This window comes from Novosphingobium sp. SG754 (assembly GCF_013149315.1).
GTDB classification, from domain to species: domain Bacteria; phylum Pseudomonadota; class Alphaproteobacteria; order Sphingomonadales; family Sphingomonadaceae; genus Novosphingobium; species Novosphingobium capsulatum.
On record NZ_JABGCC010000004.1, the window covers coordinates 141,811 to 159,643 of the forward strand.

Here is a 17,833-nt window from a genome sequence, read left to right on the forward strand (position 1 = left end):
TCAGCCGGCCTTCATCGCGTCTCTGGCTTTGGCATAGTGTAGAGTATCAGGGGTAGAATATCATGGCGCGGTCGCCTGACCGGCGCCCGGGCTTTTCGCGCAGGGCGCAATACGGGATCTTTACTGGCTACGTGATCGCCATTCTGGGCGTCGTGGCGGGTCTCGTTGTGCTTGGCGTATCGATGTTCAACCCGGAAGCCTTTGCCTTTGCCCGCACCACCGCGAGCGAAGTGGCGCGCCCCCTGGGCCAGGCGGGCGCGGAAACGCGCAGCGCCAGCCAGGGTGTGTTCGCGGCGATCGGCGCCTATTTCAATGCCGGCCGCCAGAACGCCGCGCTCACCCGCGAAGTGCAGGCTGCGCGGGCCGATGCAGTGACGATGCATGCGCTGCAACAGGAAAATGCCCGGCTCAAGGCGCTGCTCGGGATTGTCGACCCCGCGTTCAAGCCGGTGACCGGCGCGCGCCTGATCGGTTCTACTGCCACCTCCACCCGGCGCTTTGCCGTGCTGTCCGTGGGCACCCACCAGGGCGTGCAGACCGGCCAGCCGGTGCGCGCCGCCGGTGGCCTGATCGGCCGCGTGGTGGAAACAGGGCCGGATACCGCGCGCGTGCTGCTGGTGACTGATCCTGATAACGTGGTGCCGGTGCGCCGTGCGTCCGATGGGTTGACCGCGTTCGTCCAGGGCGGCGCCAACGGCAAGATCGAAATCCGCCTGATCAACACCGGCGTTGCCACGCTGCACGTGGGCGATGTCTTTGTCACGTCGGGTTCGGGCGGGCTCTATCCGCCGGGCATCCCGGTGGCCGTCGCCACCCAGCCGCACCGCGATGGCGCCACGGGCCACCTGGCCAGCGATCCGGCCGATGCTGATTTCGTGGTGGTGCTGCCCGCCTGGCAGGCCAATGCCCAGGCCGCGCTGGTGGCCGCGCAAAAGGCCGCGCCCCCGCCGCCGGCCGACGATAACACCCCGTAAGGCCTCCCGCGATGCCGCTCCCCTTTCTGCCCGCACGGCCCGAAGACCTTGTGCGGCGACGCCTCAATCGCGGGCCATTGCCGTTTCTGGCCAAGGGCTTGCCGTGGCTGTCGATCATGCTGGCATCGATGGTGACGTTCTCGCCGGTGGTCGCCTCGGCGCCGGTGCTGCCACCGCTCGGCTTCATGACCCTGCTGGGCTGGCGTCTGTTGCGGCCCACGCTGCTGCCGATCTGGGCCGGGCTGCCGCTGGGCCTGTTCGACGATCTTTACAGCGGGCAGCCGTTTGGCAGCGGCATCGTGCTGTGGTCCCTCACCATGCTGGCGATGGACGTGATCGATGAAAAGTTCCTGTGGCGCGGCTTTATCCAGGATTGGTTGACCGCTGCCACGCTGCTGAGCGCCTATGTCGTGCTCACGGCGGCCTTTGCCGGTCTGGTCACCAGCTATCCCCTGCCCGTCACGGTCGGTCCGCAGGTGCTGCTGACCGTGCTGCTTCATCCCGTGGTCACGCGCATTGTCGCGCTGCTCGATCGCATTCGCCTGCTCCCGCTCAAAAGGCTGTGACGTGAAGCAGAAGCTGCCGTTGACTTCGGCAATCCTGACCAACCGCTTTGAACGCCGCACGTTCGTGCTGGGCATGGCCCAGGCCAGCGTCGGCGTGCTGCTGGCCACGCGCCTGGCCTATCTCGCGATCTTCGAGAACGACAAGTACAAGGCGGCGTCGGAAAGCAACCGCGTCAACCTGTCGCTGATCCCGCCGCGGCGCGGCTGGGTGCTCGATCGCAATGGCGCCGCGCTGGCCTCCAACCGTGCCGATTTCCGCGTCGACGTGATCCCCGATCGTCTGGTCAATCCCGACGATACCCTGTCCAAGCTGTCGGGCCTGCTCGGACTGACGGCGGACAAGGTCAGCGACATCAAGGACAAGCTCGACAAGGTGCGCGGATTCCAGCCGGTGGAAGTGGCCGCCAAGCTGGACTGGGACAAGTTTGCCGCCGTCAGCGTGCGCCTGCCCGAGATGCCCGGCGTGATCCCGCAGCGCGGCTATTCGCGCTATTATCCCACCGGGCCTTCGGTGGGGCACCTGGTCGGCTACGTCGGTCCCGCCTCGGCCGAGGATTACGAGCGCGAACACAATCCGCTGCTCATCACACCGGGTTTCAAGATCGGCAAGGATGGTCTTGAAAAGCATTTCGAAACCCGCCTGCGCGGGGTGCCTGGCGCGCGCCGGGTAGAGGCCACGGCAACTGGCCGCGTGGTGCGCGACCTGGGCACGCGCGAAGACGTGCCCGGCCAGCCGATCCAGCTGACCATCCTGGGCGGGCTGCAGGACTATGCCGCGCGGCGCATTGGCCTGGAATCCGGCTCGGTCGTGGTGATGGACTGCGCCACCGGTGACGTCCTCGCGATGGTGTCGATGCCGTGCTACGATCCCAACAGCTTTTCCGACGGCATCGGCCGCATCGAATGGAAAATGCTGTCGGAAGACGACCACGTGCCCTTGCGCAACAAGGTGCTGCGCGGGCTCTATCCCCCCGGCTCGACGGTCAAGCCGCTGGTCGCGCTCTCGTTCCTCGAGGCCGGGCTCGATCCCAAGGCCTCGGTCAACTGCGCCGGGGGGCTGCGCGTGGGCAACCGCGTGTTCCACTGCTGGAACCACCACGGCCACGGCCAGACGGATATGCTCAAGGGCATCTATCAGTCGTGCGACGTCTATTTCTATCACTTCGCCCAGCAGATCGGCATGGACAAGATCGCCGCCATGGCGCGGCGCCTGGGGCTGGGCCAGGAATTTCCCATGCCCTATCCCGGCCAATCCTATGGCACGGTGCCCGATCCCGCGTGGAAGCTGCGCAAGTACCACAAGGAATGGGCGATCTATGACACGGTGAATGCCACTATCGGTCAAGGCTATATGCTGGTGAACCCGCTGCAGCAGGCAACGATGGTGTCGCGCATCGCCTCGGGCCTGCAACTCACCCCGCGCCTGATGCTCGACAAGCATGCCGCGCCCCCGCCCTCGATGGGCTTTGCCCAGGAACACCTTGATCTCATTCATGCGGCGATGAACGAAGTGGTCAACGGGCGCGGCACGGCGGGCAAGGCGCGCATCCCGATCGATGGCGTGCTGATGGCCGGCAAGACCGGCACGGCGCAGGTCGTCGGCCTGCAACACGGCAATGGCAAGAACGTGGAATGGAAGCGGCGCGACCATGGCCACTTCATCTGCTTCGCGCCGTTCGACAAGCCGCGCTATGCCTGCGCCGTGGCGATCGAGCATGGCGGCGGCTCGCCCAGCGCCTATCCGATCGCACGTGACGTGATGACCTACCTGTTCGATCCGGCCAAGGCGATGGCCGCGCTGGAGGAACTGGAAAAGGGCTGGGGCGGCAACGTGCAGCAGCGCATGGCCGCCCGCTACAACACCTTTGCCGCGCAATATGGCGCCAGTGCCCCGCGTGCGCCCGACGAGGCGCAGGCGAGCCAGGTGGTGGAAGACGAAAACAAGCCGCCTCCGCCGCCGGCCGCTCCGCAAACCGATGCAGCGCCCCCGGCACCCGAACCCGATGCGCCCCAGCCGCAGCCGACGCCGAGCCCGGCCTCTGGCGGCACCCAGGCGGGCGGTGCCGCGCCCAACGGGGGGCAGTGATCGCCATGCGCCGCGCCTATGTTCCCACCGGTCTTTCCCGCCAGCCCTGGGGCGTGCTGCTGCCGCTGCTGATGCTGGTGTGCTTTGGCGGGGCCGTGCTCTATTCGGCGGCCGGCGGGCATTTCCAGCCCTGGGCGCTGATGCACGTCGCCCGCTTCTTCGTGTTCCTGACCATGGCCATGGTGCTGGCGCGCGTGCCGCAGGATTGGTTCCGGCGGGCCGCCCTGCCCCTCTATGGCCTGCTTTGCGTGCTGCTGGTGCTGGTGGAACTGATCGGCGGCATCGGCGGGGGCAGCCAGCGCTGGCTCAATCTCGGGTTCATGACGCTGCAACCCTCGGAACTGATGAAGCCGGGCATCGTGCTGGTGCTCGCCTGGTTCTACAGCGTGCTGCCGACGGGCGAAACGCGCAGCTGGCGCGCCGTGGCGCCGGCCATGGGCCTGCTTGGCTTTCCAGCCGCTTTCGTCATGCTCCAGCCTGATCTGGGCACCGCGCTTGCCATCTGCTTTGGCGGGGTGGTGGTGATGTTCCTGGCCGGCCTGCCGCTGCGCTGGTTCCTGGGTGCAGGTGGCGCGGGGGCGGTCATCGCGCCGCTGGCGTTCTTCTTTGCCCTGCACGATTACCAGCGCAAGCGCGTGCTGGTGTTCATGGACCCGGAAAGCGATCCGCTGGGGTCGGGCTATCACATCACGCAGTCCAAGATCGCGATCGGTTCGGGCGGATTTTTCGGCAAGGGTTTCGGCAATGGCTCGCAAAGCCATCTCGATTACCTGCCCGAAGCCCACACCGACTTCGTCTTTGCCACCATGGCCGAAGAATGGGGCATGCTGGGCGGCCTGTTCGTGCTGCTGGTGTTCGGTCTCATCATGCGCTGGGGCCTGAAAGTGGCGATGAACGCGCCTGACCGGTTTTCCCGCCTGCTGGCCGCGGGGATGACCGCGACGATCTTTTTCTATGCCTGCATCAACATGATGATGGTCATGGGCCTGGCGCCCGTGGTGGGCATTCCCTTGCCGTTCCTGAGCCACGGCGGCTCGTCGATGATGACCAACATGATCTGCATCGGCACGATCATGGCGGTCGATCGGTGGAGCCGGCGGAGTTCCACAGGTCTTTCCTAAAAAAGTTGAAATTGGGGCTTGGCAGGGGCGGAGAAATCGCTATTGGGGCCGCTCCCGGGCGGCGACGGTCGCTCGGGAACCCGGACGCATAGCTCAGTTGGTAGAGCAGCTGACTCTTAATCAGCGGGTCCTAGGTTCGAGCCCTAGTGCGTCCACCATCCTACTTCCGGTGCACCAACACCGGCCTGCCCGAACAGCAGGTGTGGACGCATAGCTCAGTTGGTAGAGCAGCTGACTCTTAATCAGCGGGTCCTAGGTTCGAGCCCTAGTGCGTCCACCATCTCTTCTTCCGGTGCCATACACCGGCCTGCCACAACCGGCATGGACGCATAGCTCAGTTGGTAGAGCAGCTGACTCTTAATCAGCGGGTCCTAGGTTCGAGCCCTAGTGCGTCCACCACCGTTACCTGGCAGCAGACGCACCAGCGTCATCCCCCTTATCGCAGATCGAGAACCACGCGCCCTTCGATGGTGCCGGCGGTCATCCGTTCGAACGTGGCGTTGATATCCTCCAGCTTCACCGTTTCCACCGTCGCGCGCACCTTGCCTGCGGCGGCAAAGTCCAGCGCCTCGATCAGGTCGAGCCGCGTGCCGACGATCGAGCCGCGCACGGTGATGCCGCCCAGCACGGTGTTGAAGATCGACAGCGGGAAATCGCCCGGTGGCAAGCCGGTCAGCACCACGGTGCCGCCGCGCGCGGCCATGCCCAGCGCCTGTTCGAACGCCTTGCGCGATACGGCCGTGACCAGCACGCCTTGCGCGCCGCCACAATGCGCCTGAACGAACGCAGCGGCATCGTCCTGCACGGCGTTGACGGTAAGCTCTGCGCCCAGCCGGCGGGCAAGATCGAGCTTCGCCTCGTCCACATCCACCGCGATCACCTTGCGGCCCATGGCCTTGGCATATTGCACCGCCATGTGCCCCAGCCCGCCGATGCCCGAAATGGCCACCCAGTCACCCGGCTTGGTATCGGTCATCTTGAGGCCCTTGTAGACCGTGACCCCGGCGCACAAGATCGGGGCGACTTCCACAAGATCGAGCCCTGCGGGAATGTGGCCGACATAGGCTGCATCGGCCAGGGCATATTCGGCAAAGCCGCCGTTGACCGAATAGCCGGTGTTCTGCTGCTCGTGGCAAAGGGTTTCCCAGCCGCCCAGGCAATGCGGGCAATGGCCGCAGGCCGAATGCAGCCAGGGCACGCCCACGCAATCGCCTTCCTTCACACCCACCACGCCCGGCCCCACAGCCACGACATGGCCCACGCCCTCGTGCCCGGGAATGAACGGTGGCTGGGGCTTGACCGGCCAATCGCCACAGGCGGCGTGCAAATCGGTGTGGCACACCCCGCAGGTGGCGATCCGCACCAGCACCTGGCCGGGGCCGGGCTGCGGGATGGGCACGCGCTCGATCGTCAGCGGTTGCCCAAAGGCATGCACCACGGCGGCTTTCATCGTTTCGGCCATTGCCATTCTCCATGTTTCGCCAATGACATGGAGAATGGCATGAACTGCCGGGGGGTGGCTTTGGCCTCGATCAACGATGGCCATGTGCCAGCGTAAAGGCACTGACGGAACGGCGTAGCGCAGAGCCCTTCCATAGACCCAGGGCGAACGGGGAATTTGCGGAATTTCCCCTGCTCCGAAGAAGGATAGTGATCCGTTCGGGCTGAGCTTGTCGAAGCCCCGTACCTAGCCGAGCGTTTCAGCCCATCGTGCCGAACTTGCCAGCCTGGAAATCGGCATAGGCCTGGTGGATTTCGGCCACGCTGTTCATCACGAAGGGCCCGTGCGACACGATCGGCTCGTCGATCGGATCGGCATGACCCAGCAGGATCACACTGTCCTCCTGCGCCACCAGTTCGAGGCGGTCGCCCGGCGTCAATTCCACCAGGTTGAAGGCTGGCGCCACCGTACCGGCCACGGCCACGCTGCCGCGCACGACATAGAGGAACACGTCGCGCCCCTGCAGCCCCTCGGCCACCAGCGTGCCGCCAGCATCGAGCGCGGCAAAGCTCATGAACACGCCGGTCAACGATGCGACTGGCCCTGTGGCTCCACCGCGTGTGCCCGAAACCAGATGCACGCGCACGCGCCCGGCGTCTTCGGTCAACACCGGCACGCCATCGGCCTGCACCCCGGTATAGCGCGGCGCGGTCATCTTGAGGCGGGCCGGCAGATTGACCCACAACTGTAGGATTTCCACCGCCCCGCCCCGGCGCTTGAAATCGTCTGACGAGATTTCGGCATGGATCAGGCCGCTGCCGGCCGTCATCCACTGCACCCCGCCGGCGTGGATCGTGCTTTCGTGCCCGCCGGTGTCGCGGTGGGTCAACTCGCCGGTGAGGATGAAGGTGACCGTTTCAAAGCCGCGATGCGGATGCGGCCCGAATGGCAGGCCCCGGTTGGGCGAAGGATAGACCTGCGGCCCATGGTGGTTGAGGAACAGGAACGCGCCAAGATGATCGAGCGCGGGCCCCGGCAGAGGGCGGCGGGTGACAAGATCGCCGATGTCATCCCGATGGGCGGGATGCAGGCGGTGAATGGTGCAGGCTTTCTCAGTCATGCCCCATGATACGACCAAGCGCCGGAAAAGACGCAAGGAAAAAGGGGCGGCGTGCCCTCCCCGGCGCGCCACCCCTTCCCTTTTCAGCCGCGGGGCTGATCAGTAAGCCAGAACCAGCGTGGCAATCGCGGCGCGCGGGGCACCGATCTGCACATTGGTATAGCTGCCCGTATAGCTCACCTGGTTGTTGAACGTGCCCGAGAACCCGCCCGCGTAATACTGGTTGAACAGGTTGGTCACGTTGAGCTGGAGATAGGACCGGTCGTTGAGACCGACCGCGCCCAGCGCCACGCGCGCATCGAGATCGACAAGGGTGTAGGACGGCGTCTTGGCGCCATAGGCCACCGTGGTCGTACCCGCGAGGTAATAGGGCGTGTTCTGGTCGTTGACATAGCGCGGACCGGTGCGCTTGACCTGAACCCCCAGCGTGAAGGGCTGGAAGTTCCCCGACAGGCGCGCACCAACCGTGGTGATCGGCACGGCAGATTCAAACTTGCCGGCCGTTGCCAGTTCGCCGGTGGGCGAATCGACATTGTCCTTGATCCGCGAATGCAGCCACGAGCCAAAGACATAGCCGCTCACGTGCGAGGTGAAGCGGTACGACACGTTGGCATCGATGCCATAGCGATCGACGGTGCCCAGGTTGGTGTAGATCGCGGTGTTGGCGTCAGGCTGATAGGCCGTGCCCAGGCGGTTGGTGAAGTGGGTGTACCACAGGTCTGCCTGTGCCTGGAGCGGGCCGCTGGTGCGGCGGAAGCCCAGGTCGAAGTTGTCGGTCTTTTCCGGGTCCACCAGGCCGGCATTGCTGCCATTGGCAAAGTAGAACGACTGATAGAGCGAGGTCGTCTGCGGAACAGACATGCCCTTGGAGTAATTGAAGAAGATCTGGCCGGCGCTGGGCAGGTCATAGGTCACGCCCAGGCTGGGCAGCACGGCATTGTAGTTATAGGTGCGGCGTTGCGGCGAAACCGCGCTGGGGTTGGCCGCGGCATAGGTTGCCGCCGATGCGCCGAACACGCAGCTTACGCCGCCGCTGCTGCTGCGGGTGAAGCAGTCGTTGGTCAGGTCACGATGCATGAACGGGGCGCGCAGGCCAGCATTCACTTTCAGGCGATTGTCGAGGAAGCTGCCGCGATATTCGGCCGAAACCTGGTTGAGCAGCGCAATCGAGCGCGTGTCGCGCTTTTCCACCACGTTGCCCGCGCCATCGGTGAGCGGATCGTTGATCGGCGAGATCAGCATCGGCGAGCCGTCGCTGTTGAGCATGCCGAGTTCGCCGGTCTGCGAAATGACCGAGCGGGCAAAGGCATAGGCAATACGCACGGCCTGGCGGCTGTCGATGTCATAGCGCATCGAGGTGGTCAGCGCGATGCGGTGCGTGGTCGTCTGGCTGGGCGCCAGCAGGCGCACCTTGTCCAGCGTATCGCCGTCGCCGTTGAGATCCTCACCCAGGTAATAGCTGCCGTTGACATAGCCGGTCATCCCGGCCGAGGTGCCTTCCGAGGCCACAACCGTGCCGCCGCCATTGGCCTTGGTCCACTGATAGCTGGGGTCGATCGTCCACACCAGGCCTGGCGCCAGCGTCAGGCGCGCGCTGCCGCGCAGGTTGAGCAACTGCGCCGGGTTGACGCGATAGTCATAGGCCGAACCGCAGGTGTTGGCATTGTCGGCCGTGCCGGCATTGGCCGCCGCCGTGGTGCACGGCGCATAGTGGTAATAGCCGTTCTTGAAGCTGGTCGGGAAATAGGTGAAGCCGACGCCGGTGTCGGCCGTCAGCGGCACGTTCGACAGCGGGACCGAGCCCGAGAAGTTGTTTTCGGTGCCGACATAGGTGCCGGTCAGCGACAGGAAATCGCCATTGGCGCCCAGCGGTTGATAGATGCCGCCGTTGGCCTGTTCGCGCCGCACCTTGCCATAGTTGTTGAACGGCGAATCGTTGTGCGAGTGGCTGTATTCGCCATAGAGGCGCGTGCCAGCCGGTCCGATCGCGCCGCTGTCGACCATGCCCATCACGCGGTAGTAATTGTCAGTGCCCATCGCGCCCGATGCCTTGAGGTGGAAATCCTCGGTCGGCTTGTGCGAACGGATGTTGATGGTCGAGCCTGAGGCGGATGACGTCGGGCTGTCGACGTCGGTCGTGCCGAAATTGACCGCGACCTGATCGATCACTTCGGAATCGAGCAGCTCACCCGAATAGAGCGCATAGTTGCCATCATCGTTCAGCGTCACGCCATCGATGGTTTCGGAAATGCGCGTGGCATCAAAGCCGCGGATCATCAGTGTGCCGCCGCTGCCGCCATAGGGATCGTTGTTCTGGAAGCTGACGCCAGGCAGGTAATTGATCATGTCGTTGATCGACTGGCCGGGCGTCTGCCGTTCGATCCAGGCCTGGCTGAGAATGGCCGAGGCCTTGCTGGTATCGGGATTGGCGACGCCGACGATGCCCTTCTGGGCGGTGCCGGTCACCACGATCTGGTTGCCGAAGTCCATGCTGCCGGTGGACTGGGCCAGCGCCGGCGCGGCCAGGCCCAGGCTTGCCAGGGCAAGCACGGTGGCGCTGGCGTGGGCCGCCAGGCGGTATTTTTGTTCGGTCATATTGCCTCCTTGAAACCGTGGCCGGATAAGGCGCAAATATGCCAGATTTGCTACAGATATTCGGTATATGCCGTTGATTTATTATGATATTTTAGAATCATCTAGAAACACATGCAACGATCTTGGTTGCATATTGCAATGCGGTGAAATGGTCATCGCATTGCAACAGTTTCGCACGAATCCCGTCAATCAATCGTCATTCTTTTCCGCCAGCCAATCGGCATAACGCGGCCGCGCCAGTTGGAACGAGGTATCGCTGCGGCTGTACCATCCCGCGCCATGCATGCGCGCGATCAGGCCCATGGCCATGGTATCGACGTAGAGGCGATCGACGTCGATGAAGCGGTCCTGGATATGGAAACGCACGACTTCGCCCAGCACGATCGTGCTTTGTCCCGCCTCGATCGCCTGATAGAGCCGGCATTCCATCGATACCGGGGCCGTAGCGATGCGATCAGGCGCAACCACGCTCGACGGCGCCAGCGACAGGGCGGCGTGTGCCGCTTCGTCAAATCCGGGCGGGGCATCGATGCAGGTAAAGTTCATCGCTTCCGCGTCATCTTCTGACACAAGGTTTACAACGAATTCCTTCGTTTCCAGGATATTGGCCGGGGTATCCTTGTGGCGGCCATCGGCCTGGCGCAGGAATCCGATCGTCAGCAAGGGCGGATCGGCGGCGACCATGTTGAAGAAGCTGAACGGCGCGGCATTGGCCGCCCCGGCGGCCGATCGCGTGGTCACCCACGCGATCGGCCGCGGCGTGACCGAGGCGCTCATCAGCTTGTAGCGATCACCCGCCGCCATCTGCGAAAAATCGAACTCCATCAGTTGTCTCCATCACGCGCCACGCCGCCGGCGCTCTTTGGGCCGCACGCCAGGCGCTGTCCATATGCCCGCGCGGCCACAACGCGCGAAGACCGCAAGCGGCACCATGGCCATCCCCGTCTGCCGCATGCTATGCATGCAGAAACATCATCATAAGCGAGGATCTTCATGCGCGCGTCCAGCCTTTCATTCCGCCGCCTGGCCGCTTCGGCGCTGGCCCTCCTCGCCGCCTCGTCGGCAGGCAGCGCGTTCGCGCAGCCCATGGCGCCCAGCAGCGCGCCCGCCTGCCCCGCCACGCCGGCCGCCCTGCCCCCGGCCTTTGCCGCGTGGAGCAATGCGACAACGCTGGAAAGCGCCACCGATCGCCCCGGCCTGGCCATGACCAAGATTGCGCCGGGGGAAGCAGAAGCGCTGACGCTGCACCCCATGGCCGAAGTGCACTATGCCTTGCCGCCGCAAAAGCCTGCGGCTCCGGGCACCTTCGGCGGAATGGTTGCCCTGCACGTCACCACTGCGGGCACCTATCGCGTGGCGCTCAGTTCCGCCGCCTGGGTCGATCTGGTCTCGGCCGGGGCTGCACTGCCCACCACCGCGCACGGGCATGGGCCGGATTGCAGCGGCATTCGCAAGATCATCGATTTCGCGCTGCAACCGGGCGACCATGTCGTCCAGATCGTTGGCAACGCCACCAGCACCATCACGGTTCTGGTCGTGCCGCAAGGCTGACCAATACTCACACAGCAATGTGATACACCCTCTTGCATATCACATTTCGATGTGACAATGCAGGTGCATGTCAAACGAACTCATCGAACGCGTCCGCAAGCTGGTGACCGAAGGCGGCATGTCGCGCGCAGGGCTTGCCCGCGCGGCCGGCCTGCACGCCAACACCCTGCGCGAATGCACCTCGTCCAGTTGGAATCCCACTGCCGACACGCTGGCCAAGCTGGAGCGGGTGTTGACCGAGGGTGACGACAGCCCCGCCATCGTGCCGATCGAAGAGATTATCGAGGAAGCGCGCAACGGGCGCATGTTCATCCTCGTCGATGACGAAGACCGTGAGAACGAAGGCGATCTGGTCATTCCCGGCCAGATGGCCACGCCCGACGCAATCAACTTCATGGCCACCCACGGGCGCGGGCTGATCTGCCTGACGCTGACCCGCGCGCGCGTCGAGGAACTTGGCCTCGAACTGATGAGCCGCAACAATGGCACGCGCCACGAAACCGCGTTCACCGTTTCGATCGAGGCGCGCGAAGGCGTGACCACGGGCATTTCCGCGCATGATCGCGCCCGCACCGTTACCGTGGCGATCGATCCGGCCAAGGGCCGCCATGACATCGTCACGCCCGGCCATGTCTTTCCGCTGATCGCACGCGATGGAGGCGTGCTGGTGCGCACCGGCCATACCGAAGCGGCGGTCGATATCTCGCGGCTGGCCGGGCTCAACCCCTCGGGTGTGATCTGCGAGATCATGAAGGACGATGGCACCATGGCCAGAATGGACGATCTCGTTCCATTTGCCCGGCGCCACGGCCTCAAGATCGGCACGATCCGCGACCTGATCGAATATCGCCGCCGGCATGACCATCTGGTGCAGAAGGTGGCCGAAGTGCCGTTCACGTCTGACTATGGCGGCGACTGGCGCGTGCTGACCTATCGCAACAAGGTGGATGGCACCGAAAGCCTGGTCCTGCAAAAGGGCCAGGTCATTCCCGGCACGCCCACGCTGGCGCGCGTTCATGCCTTTTCGGCCTTTGACGATCTGCTGGGCCGGGCCGGCGCGCGCAAGCGCACCCTGCAGCGCGCAATGACCGAAATCGGCCGCGCCGGGGCCGGCGTGATCGTGCTGCTGTTCCCGACCGCAGACAGCGATCCCGTGCGCGGCGCCACGCCGGGCCAGGACATGGACCTGCGCGCCTATGGTATCGGCGCCCAGATCCTGGCCGATCTTGGCATCCACGACCTGGTCTTGCTGTCCAATTCCCACCACACGCCGATCGCGATTGAAGGCTATGGCCTCAACATCGTGGGCGAGCGCCCGATTCCAGCGGAGTAAGTTTCTTGGCCAAGTTCCTCATCGTTGAAGCCCGGTTCTACGCGCACCTCAACGACCAGCTCATCGCCGGCGCGCGCGCCGCGCTCAAGGCTGCCGGCCACAAGGCCGATGTCGTCACCGTTCCCGGCGCCCTGGAAATTCCGGCGGCGATTGCGCTGGCCGACCAGGACGGCAGCTATGATGGCTATATCGCCATCGGCGTGGTGATCCGCGGCGAGACCTATCACTTTGAAATCGTGGCGGGTGAAAGCGCGCGCGGCATCATGGCGCTGACCATGGACGGCCTGCCGATCGGCAATGGCATCCTGACAGTCGAGAACGAAGCCCAGGCCCTGGTGCGCGCCGATCCGGCGCAGAAGGACAAGGGCGGCGAAGCGGCCAAGGCGGCCCTGGCGCTATACGATCTCAAGCAGAAGTGGGGTGACTGATCACACCTGATCTCCCCTCCCGCAAGCGGGAGGGGCTTTCTTCTAAACTCCCCTCCCGCTTGCGGGAGGGGCTGGGGGAGGGAATGTTCCGAACAACATTCCAACACCCCCTCACCCAACCCTCTCCCCGGCGGGGAGAGGGTTTTTTTATGTCCGGATCAGGCGAGGCGCCCGAACGCGCCACGGCCGGCATAGCGCGCGGCCTGGCCCAGCTCTTCCTCGATACGGATCAGCTGGTTGTACTTGGCAAGCCGGTCGGAACGGGCGAGCGAGCCGGTCTTGATCTGGCCGCAGTTGGTGGCCACTGCCAGGTCGGCAATGGTCGCGTCTTCGGTTTCGCCCGAACGGTGGCTCATCACCGCGGTATAGCCCGCGCGCTGCGCGATGCTGACCGCTTCGAGCGTTTCGGTGAGCGTGCCGATCTGGTTGACCTTGACCAGCAGCGAGTTGGCCAGCCCCTTGCCGATGCCCATTTCCAGGCGCTTGGGGTTGGTCACGAACAGATCGTCGCCGACCAGCTGCACACGCTTGCCGATCTTGCTGGTGAGCGCGGCCCAACCTTCGAAATCGTCTTCGGCCATGCCGTCTTCGATCGAGAGGATGGGATAGGCATCGCACAGCGCGGCCAAGTAATCGGCCATGGCATCGGGGCTGAGCGAGAGGCCTTCGCCGCTGATTTCATACTTGCCGTTGCGGAAGAATTCGGTGCTGGCGCAGTCCAGCGCCAGAACCATGTCTTCGCCCGGCTTGAACCCGGCCTTTTCGATCGAGGCCATCACGAAATCGAGCGCATCGCGCGTGCTGGCAAGATTGGGGGCAAAGCCGCCTTCGTCGCCCACGGCCGTGGCCAGGCCCTTGTCCTTGAGCCCCTTCTTGAGGGTGTGGAACACTTCCGCGCCCCAGCGCACGGCTTCGGCCAGGGTGGGCGCACCCACCGGCATGATCATGAATTCCTGGAAATCGATCGGGTTGTCGGCATGTTCGCCGCCGTTGATGATGTTCATCATCGGCACCGGCAGCACGTGCGACGACACGCCGCCAACATAGGAATAGAGCGGCAGGCCACGCGCATCGGCAGCGGCCTTGGCCACGGCGAGCGAGGTGCCGAGAATGGCGTTGGCGCCGATGCGGCCCTTGTTCTCGGTGCCGTCCAGTTCGATCATCGCCATGTCGATGTCGCGCTGGTCTTCGGCGTCGAGGCCGAGCAGGACTTCGCTGATCTCGTCGTTGACGGCGTCGACCGCCTTGGTCACGCCCTTGCCCAGATAGCGGCTCTTGTCGCCATCACGCAGTTCGACTGCTTCGTGCGCACCGGTCGAGGCGCCGGACGGCACGGCGGCGCGGCCGAACGAGCCATCGTCAAGGAGAACGTCGACTTCGACGGTGGGATTGCCCCGGCTGTCGAGAATTTCGCGGGCGTGAATATCGATGATCGCGGTCATGATCGGCTTCCCTTGGCTTTCGGTGGCCGGCCCCCAGTGGGCCTGCTTCCAGCAGCGAACGACGGTGTAACTATCCAGGGCAAGTTTCTCTGGACTTCACCGGCCTGCCGGGCTCCTATCGGGTGGAACCTTGGCAAGCAAGCGGCGTTGGCTTGCAAGATGGCGTAGAGCGGCAAATAATGCCGCAGTGCAACACCTGAACGCCGCCCGATCCATGGCCCATGCAGGGCATACGATTGTGGCATACGAATTTGTCGAAAGAGAAAGGGATTCTCATGGCCGACACCGCACCTGAAACCAACGAAACCGAAGCTGCCATCAAGGATGCCGGCGCCGATCTGGTGGATGCCGGCACCAAGGCGGCCGATGCCGTCGACGTGAAGGCGCACGACCTGGCCGCCACGGCACGCGATCTGGCTGAAAAGGCCAAGACCCGCTTTGCCCAGGCCGTGGACGAAGCACGCAGCAGCGCCGAAACGCTCAAGACCGAGGCACTGGAAAAGAGCCAGGTCTACAAGGACAAGGCGACCGACACCGCCGCGCAGTGGTCTGACGAGGCCAAGGCCCTGGCCGCGCAGGCCAAGGACAAGGGCGCCGATCTGGCGCACGATGGCAAGGCCAAGGCCAGCGAAGCGCTTGCCGCCGTGGGCAAGGCCATTGCCGGTTCGGCCGAGGCCATCGATGAAAAGCTCGGCGTCAAGTATGGCGACTATGCCCGCACCGCCGGCAAGAGCGTGGAAGACACCGCCGACAAGCTCGCATCCAAGGACTTTGCCGAACTGGGTGAAGACGTGAAGACCTTCGTGCGCAAGAGCCCGGCCACCGCGCTTGGCATCGCGGCCGTGACCGGCTTCGTGCTGGCCCGCCTGTTCCGCGGTGGCGACAGCACGGATGCCTGACAGCAGCGAGGCCACGCCGCTGGCCGCGCGACTCGAAGCGCTGTTCCGCCAGGGTGAAGCCGTTCTCGGCGCCGAGATGGCCTATCAGAAGGCGCGCGTTGGCTTTGGCTGGAGCCGGGGCAAACGCGTGGCCATCTATCTGCTCCTGGCTGGCGCGTTCGGCGGTTTGACCTTGGTGGCGCTGGTGGTGGGCCTGCTCATTGCGCTGGCGCCACTCTTGACGGCCTGGGGGGCGCTGGCCGTGGTCGGCCTGGGCCTCATGCTGCTCAGCGGCCTGTGCTTCCGCGCCGCCGTGCGCGCGTTTCGCGATGCCCGCGATACGGTGCTGGGTAAGCCCACCCGGGCAGAAGCGGCAGTGGTTACTGCCGTAGAGCAGGAGAACGCCATGCAGGAAACAGCGGCATGAGCGCCGAGGAAACCCTGCTGGCCGCCGCCCAGGCGCGCGCGCAGGCCTGGCAGGACATGCGATCGGAACTTGTCGGTCTCAAAGATGACTTGGCCGCGCGCCCCCTGGGGCAGCGACTGCGTGATCGCCTGATCGACGAAATGGTGGAAGCCATCGACGGCGCCGGCACGGTGATCAAGGATACCGCACCGGCGCTGATCATTACCCTGGTGGTGCTCGCAGGCTGGACCTTGCGCGAGCCGCTGACAGCCCTTGGCCAATGGCTGTGGGACAAGCGGCCGAGCGGATGGTTCGGCAAGCGCGAAAATCGCAAGTGGGGGCGCAAAACTGGAGGATTATGGTGAGCGACGACACGAAGCAGACGCCCGAACTGACCCCGGTAGTGCCGGCGCAGGACGAGACTAGCAGCCAGGCGAGCGATCGCGTGGCCCAGGCCCGCACCAAGGCTGCGGAAGTGGGCAGCACCGTGCGCCAGGTGGTGGAGCAGCATCCCCTGGCGGCCCTGGCCGGCGGCATCGCGCTTGGCCTGGTCGTCGGCAAGCTGGCCACGCGCAGCCGCAAGCCGACTGCCGCCTCAACCTTTGCCAGCCTGGCCGAACCGGCCGAGCAGGTCGCTGCCGGGCTCGGCAAGAAAGCCAGCACGCTGGCGACGCTGGCCGCAGAAATCGCCCTTGCCTATGCCGCAAAGGCGGCCGATGCCGGCCGCGAAGGCGTGCACAAGCTGGAAGACATCGGCAGCGAAGCCGGCGGCAAGCTGGCCGAAGGCGCCGGCGAAGCACGCAAGAAGGCGACCGATCTGGCCGAAGTGGCTGCCAACGCCGCACGCGAGGCGGCCGACGTGGCGCTGACGAAGGCCAGCGAACTGGCCGCCCGTCTCAAGCGCTGAGCACGCCCGCCCTGCCCCCAGCGCCGTTTTGCGCAAATGCCCGTGCGCAGGTTGCAAATGTGCAGCCGCGCACGGGTCTTGCGCAAAGCCGCACAGTTTGCCATCGGCTTTTGGCATCCTCCCAGGGAAGGGCCACAATGCAGAAACTCCATCTCGTGATGGGCGGCCGGGTGAAAGACCCGCAGACGCTCGATTTCGTCGATCTCAAAGCCATCGATCTCGTCGGTGTCTATGCCGATTATGCCGCGGCCGAAGAAGCCTGGCGTTCGGCAGCGCAGCGCACCGTTGACGATGCCGAAATGCGCTATGTGGTGGTCCACCTCCACAAGCTGCTCGATCCGGCGCAAAGCGACGCCTGATCGCAGCGCGATCGCGCCAATGCAAAAAGCACCCGGAAACAGCAGTTTCCGGGGGCTTTTTGATGGCTTTGCGCAGGATCGGTTCAGATGAACTCGATCTTCTGCACCAGGTAGAACTTGTCGCCCGAGGGAACCGTGACTTCGATTTCCTCGTCCACCTTGCGACCGATCAGCGCGCGGCCGAGCGGCGAATTGTAGCTGATGCGGCCACGCTTGGCGTCGGCCTCGGCCTGGCCCACGATCTGGTAGCGCACCGGCTTTTCATCATCGTCGAGCAGCGTCACCGTGGCGCCAAACACGATGCGGTCACCCGACAAGGTGGTGGGGTCGATGATGTGCGCGCGGCTGATCTTGTCTTCGAGATCGGCGATCGTCGCTTCAACCTGCCCCTGGCGTTCCTTCGCGGCATGGTATTCGGCATTTTCGGAAAGATCGCCGTGGGCGCGTGCTTCCTCGATGGCGTCTACGATCCGGGGACGCTCCTCGCGCAGCAGCTTGAGCTCGGCAGTCAGCTTTTCATAGCCTTCCTGGAGCATCGGCAGCTTTTCAACACTGGCCATCCGTAATCCTTCTCTTTCAATTCCCTGGCCCAATGGGTTCGAGGGAAAACCGTTCCCCCGCCGGGC

The 17,833-nt window shown here is 64.7% G+C and carries 18 protein-coding genes and 3 tRNA genes; 15 read left to right on the forward strand and 6 right to left on the reverse strand.

Annotated features, from left to right (window positions below; translation table 11 throughout):
* Positions 1-62 precede the first annotated feature (62 nt).
* The 7 genes from mreC (at position 63) to FHW97_RS11335 (ending at position 5,146) form a co-directional block, all read left to right on the forward strand.
* Positions 63-974 carry a rod shape-determining protein MreC gene (gene mreC, locus FHW97_RS11305; protein ID WP_169048047.1) on the forward strand — a complete coding sequence of 304 codons (912 nt, stop codon included), beginning with the start codon at positions 63-65 and terminating at the stop codon, positions 972-974.
* 11 nt (positions 975-985) lie between these two features.
* On the forward strand, positions 986-1,540 hold the full coding sequence (locus FHW97_RS11310; protein WP_028657394.1) for a rod shape-determining protein MreD: 555 nt from the start codon (positions 986-988) through the stop codon (positions 1,538-1,540).
* 1 nt (position 1,541) lies between these two features.
* The gene (mrdA, locus tag FHW97_RS11315; RefSeq protein ID WP_171799027.1) at positions 1,542-3,626 is read left to right on the forward strand and encodes a penicillin-binding protein 2; all 2,085 of its coding nucleotides are present in this window, start codon (positions 1,542-1,544) and stop codon (positions 3,624-3,626) included.
* A 5-nt stretch (positions 3,627-3,631) separates the two neighbouring features.
* Complete coding sequence (rodA, locus tag FHW97_RS11320) at positions 3,632-4,747, forward strand: rod shape-determining protein RodA (RefSeq protein WP_054131221.1); 1,116 nt, start codon at positions 3,632-3,634, stop codon at positions 4,745-4,747.
* An 82-nt stretch (positions 4,748-4,829) separates the two neighbouring features.
* Positions 4,830-4,905, forward strand: a tRNA-Lys gene (locus FHW97_RS11325).
* A 46-nt stretch (positions 4,906-4,951) separates the two neighbouring features.
* A tRNA-Lys gene (locus tag FHW97_RS11330) sits at positions 4,952-5,027 on the forward strand.
* Between the two features lie 43 nt (positions 5,028-5,070).
* Positions 5,071-5,146: transfer RNA gene (locus FHW97_RS11335), tRNA-Lys, on the forward strand.
* A gap of 37 nt (positions 5,147-5,183) precedes the next feature.
* Here FHW97_RS11335 and adhP read toward each other — a convergent pair.
* The 4 genes from adhP to FHW97_RS11355 form a co-directional block, all read right to left on the reverse strand.
* Complete coding sequence (adhP, locus tag FHW97_RS11340; RefSeq protein WP_022677763.1) at positions 5,184-6,209, reverse strand: alcohol dehydrogenase AdhP; 1,026 nt, start codon at positions 6,207-6,209, stop codon at positions 5,184-5,186.
* Between the two features lie 238 nt (positions 6,210-6,447).
* A complete protein-coding gene (locus FHW97_RS11345) occupies positions 6,448-7,308 on the reverse strand; it encodes a pirin family protein (protein WP_171799028.1) in 861 nt (286 codons plus the stop codon).
* A 99-nt stretch (positions 7,309-7,407) separates the two neighbouring features.
* Positions 7,408-9,903, reverse strand: a complete 2,496-nt coding sequence (locus tag FHW97_RS11350; RefSeq protein WP_171799029.1) for a TonB-dependent receptor — start codon at positions 9,901-9,903, stop codon at positions 7,408-7,410.
* A 189-nt stretch (positions 9,904-10,092) separates the two neighbouring features.
* Positions 10,093-10,728, reverse strand: coding sequence for a flavin reductase family protein (locus FHW97_RS11355; RefSeq protein WP_107715588.1), 636 nt, complete (start codon positions 10,726-10,728; stop codon positions 10,093-10,095).
* A 168-nt stretch (positions 10,729-10,896) separates the two neighbouring features.
* On the opposite strand from FHW97_RS11355, the gene FHW97_RS11360 reads away from it, so the two are divergent.
* From FHW97_RS11360 to ribH, 3 genes are all read left to right on the forward strand, one after another.
* Positions 10,897-11,454, forward strand: coding sequence for a homogentisate 1,2-dioxygenase (locus FHW97_RS11360; protein ID WP_107715589.1), 558 nt, complete (start codon positions 10,897-10,899; stop codon positions 11,452-11,454).
* A gap of 67 nt (positions 11,455-11,521) precedes the next feature.
* The gene (gene ribB, locus FHW97_RS11365) at positions 11,522-12,787 is read left to right on the forward strand and encodes a 3,4-dihydroxy-2-butanone-4-phosphate synthase (RefSeq protein ID WP_022677768.1); all 1,266 of its coding nucleotides are present in this window, start codon (positions 11,522-11,524) and stop codon (positions 12,785-12,787) included.
* A gap of 5 nt (positions 12,788-12,792) precedes the next feature.
* Entirely contained in the window at positions 12,793-13,215 is a 423-nt protein-coding gene (gene ribH / locus FHW97_RS11370; RefSeq protein ID WP_171799030.1) for a 6,7-dimethyl-8-ribityllumazine synthase, read from the forward strand.
* A 158-nt stretch (positions 13,216-13,373) separates the two neighbouring features.
* On the opposite strand, the gene eno is transcribed toward ribH, so the two are convergent.
* The gene (eno, locus tag FHW97_RS11375; RefSeq protein ID WP_022677770.1) at positions 13,374-14,657 is read right to left on the reverse strand and encodes a phosphopyruvate hydratase; all 1,284 of its coding nucleotides are present in this window, start codon (positions 14,655-14,657) and stop codon (positions 13,374-13,376) included.
* Between the two features lie 275 nt (positions 14,658-14,932).
* Between eno and FHW97_RS11380 the strand changes: the two genes are divergently transcribed.
* The 5 genes from FHW97_RS11380 (at position 14,933) to FHW97_RS11400 (ending at position 17,207) form a co-directional block, all read left to right on the forward strand.
* A complete protein-coding gene (locus FHW97_RS11380) occupies positions 14,933-15,556 on the forward strand; it encodes a hypothetical protein (RefSeq protein WP_253941748.1) in 624 nt (207 codons plus the stop codon).
* Positions 15,549-15,962, forward strand: coding sequence for a hypothetical protein (locus tag FHW97_RS11385; RefSeq protein WP_171799031.1), 414 nt, complete (start codon positions 15,549-15,551; stop codon positions 15,960-15,962). The genes FHW97_RS11380 and FHW97_RS11385 overlap by 8 nt, the downstream gene beginning before the upstream one ends.
* Positions 15,959-16,306: a hypothetical protein gene (locus FHW97_RS11390; protein ID WP_022677773.1), complete on the forward strand. Its 348-nt coding sequence runs from the start codon at positions 15,959-15,961 to the stop codon at positions 16,304-16,306. Before FHW97_RS11385 ends, FHW97_RS11390 begins: the two co-directional genes overlap by 4 nt.
* Positions 16,303-16,848: a hypothetical protein gene (locus FHW97_RS11395; RefSeq protein WP_171799032.1), complete on the forward strand. Its 546-nt coding sequence runs from the start codon at positions 16,303-16,305 to the stop codon at positions 16,846-16,848. Before FHW97_RS11390 ends, FHW97_RS11395 begins: the two co-directional genes overlap by 4 nt.
* 137 nt (positions 16,849-16,985) lie before the next feature.
* Positions 16,986-17,207: a DUF4170 domain-containing protein gene (locus FHW97_RS11400; protein WP_022677775.1), complete on the forward strand. Its 222-nt coding sequence runs from the start codon at positions 16,986-16,988 to the stop codon at positions 17,205-17,207.
* 83 nt (positions 17,208-17,290) lie between these two features.
* Here FHW97_RS11400 and greA read toward each other — a convergent pair whose 3' ends face one another.
* Entirely contained in the window at positions 17,291-17,767 is a 477-nt protein-coding gene (gene greA, locus FHW97_RS11405) for a transcription elongation factor GreA (RefSeq protein WP_022677776.1), read from the reverse strand.
* Between the last annotated feature and the right edge of the window lie 66 nt (positions 17,768-17,833).

Bases quoted from the DNA above. Each gene is read 5' to 3' on its own strand.
- adhP (WP_022677763.1), bottom strand. From the start codon at position 6,209: ATGGCCGAAACGATGAAAGCCGCCGTGGTGCATGCCTTTGGGCAACCG.
- FHW97_RS11360 (WP_107715589.1), top strand. From the start codon at position 10,897: ATGCGCGCGTCCAGCCTTTCATTCCGCCGCCTGGCCGCTTCGGCGCTG.
- rodA (WP_054131221.1), top strand. From the start codon at position 3,632: ATGCGCCGCGCCTATGTTCCCACCGGTCTTTCCCGCCAGCCCTGGGGC.
- eno (WP_022677770.1), bottom strand. From the start codon at position 14,657: ATGACCGCGATCATCGATATTCACGCCCGCGAAATTCTCGACAGCCGG.
- mreC (WP_169048047.1), top strand. From the start codon at position 63: ATGGCGCGGTCGCCTGACCGGCGCCCGGGCTTTTCGCGCAGGGCGCAA.
- FHW97_RS11310 (WP_028657394.1), top strand. From the start codon at position 986: ATGCCGCTCCCCTTTCTGCCCGCACGGCCCGAAGACCTTGTGCGGCGA.
- FHW97_RS11380 (WP_253941748.1), top strand. From the start codon at position 14,933: ATGGCCGACACCGCACCTGAAACCAACGAAACCGAAGCTGCCATCAAG.
- ribB (WP_022677768.1), top strand. From the start codon at position 11,522: ATGTCAAACGAACTCATCGAACGCGTCCGCAAGCTGGTGACCGAAGGC.
- FHW97_RS11385 (WP_171799031.1), top strand. From the start codon at position 15,549: ATGCCTGACAGCAGCGAGGCCACGCCGCTGGCCGCGCGACTCGAAGCG.
- greA (WP_022677776.1), bottom strand. From the start codon at position 17,767: ATGGCCAGTGTTGAAAAGCTGCCGATGCTCCAGGAAGGCTATGAAAAG.
- FHW97_RS11390 (WP_022677773.1), top strand. From the start codon at position 15,959: ATGAGCGCCGAGGAAACCCTGCTGGCCGCCGCCCAGGCGCGCGCGCAG.
- FHW97_RS11345 (WP_171799028.1), bottom strand. From the start codon at position 7,308: ATGACTGAGAAAGCCTGCACCATTCACCGCCTGCATCCCGCCCATCGG.
- FHW97_RS11400 (WP_022677775.1), top strand. From the start codon at position 16,986: ATGCAGAAACTCCATCTCGTGATGGGCGGCCGGGTGAAAGACCCGCAG.
- FHW97_RS11350 (WP_171799029.1), bottom strand. From the start codon at position 9,903: ATGACCGAACAAAAATACCGCCTGGCGGCCCACGCCAGCGCCACCGTG.
- FHW97_RS11355 (WP_107715588.1), bottom strand. From the start codon at position 10,728: ATGGAGTTCGATTTTTCGCAGATGGCGGCGGGTGATCGCTACAAGCTG.